The 956-nt window shown below is 55.5% G+C and carries 1 protein-coding gene and 1 pseudogene; both read left to right on the top strand.

Features of this window, described 5'->3' with window-relative positions; genetic code table 11:
- A pseudogene (locus tag M3P21_RS22335) lies at positions 1-696 on the top strand (hypothetical protein); the annotation flags it as partial.
- On the top strand, positions 696-956 hold a 261-nt coding region (locus tag M3P21_RS22330), incomplete at its 3' end, for a hypothetical protein (RefSeq protein ID WP_249713712.1). The pseudogene M3P21_RS22335 and the gene M3P21_RS22330, both read left to right, overlap by 1 nt.

The raw sequence follows: 956 nt of genomic DNA, 5'->3' as shown, positions 1-956 counted from the left end.
GCGCCACCTTGCAATAAGGTCAGTCAAGTCGTCGAGGACCTGCGTGTGCGCTATGTGCTGCAGGGCAGCATCAGGCGGACCGACGAGAAAATACGGATCACAACACAGCTCATAGACGCGGTCACAGAAGGGCACCTTTGGGCCGAGCGCTATGATCGCGACGTCACAGACGTGTTTGCGGTTCAGTCCGAGGTCGCGCGTCAGGTGGCAAAAGCCCTGTCGGTAACGCTCAAGGCCAACGAGAGCGAGAGGCTGTACCAGAAGTACACAACGAACATCGACGCCTACGATGTTTTCTTGCAGGCGCGCCGCACTGTCGATGTGCCAAGCAGGGATAATATCCTGCGCGGCGAGAAACTCTTTGAGCAGGTGATAGAGTTGGACCCGAATTTTGCGGGCGGTTACGCCGGGCTCGCCTTCAACCTCTCGGTGCAGGTGCGTTTCCAATACACTGACACGCCATCAACCCACCTGTCACGGGCACTAGAACTTGCCAGAAAGGCAATCGAACTCGACACGGATTTTGCGTGGGGGCACATTGCTCTGGGAGTGCAAAATAAACGCGCTGGCGCGAATGGATTCGGTTTGCCAGCCGAAACCTCGTTCGCTGAGATGGATCGCCGAGAGGAGTTGGCAAAAAAGTTGTCGGGTATTTCGATGAACTCGATCGCGAAGAGCAATCATGTTTTTTCTTGATGGCAATGGCGCAGGCGGATGGGCGAACCAGCTTGGCCAATGCCTTGTCGGTGTATTTTCATAACATTGGCAAGAGGGAGGGAGCGACGGGCTTGGAGCGGCCAACGGCAGATTTCGGTCTGTCGCAGCGGGTCAAATCCTGCGTGCACAACGAGGTCGAATTCAAGGCTTGGGGAAGGCTCTTTGCTTTCTCGATCATGCGCAATGACCACTTCTGTTTTGAAGCCGCAGAAAATGCGGCTCGAATTCGGGTTTCTCAC

The organism is Ruegeria spongiae (genome assembly GCF_023502395.1).
In the GTDB taxonomy this organism is placed as follows: Bacteria; Pseudomonadota; Alphaproteobacteria; order Rhodobacterales; family Rhodobacteraceae; genus Ruegeria_C; species Ruegeria_C spongiae.
Note: the sequence above shows the minus strand (reverse complement) of the source record. Positions and strands in the feature narration are given on the sequence as shown.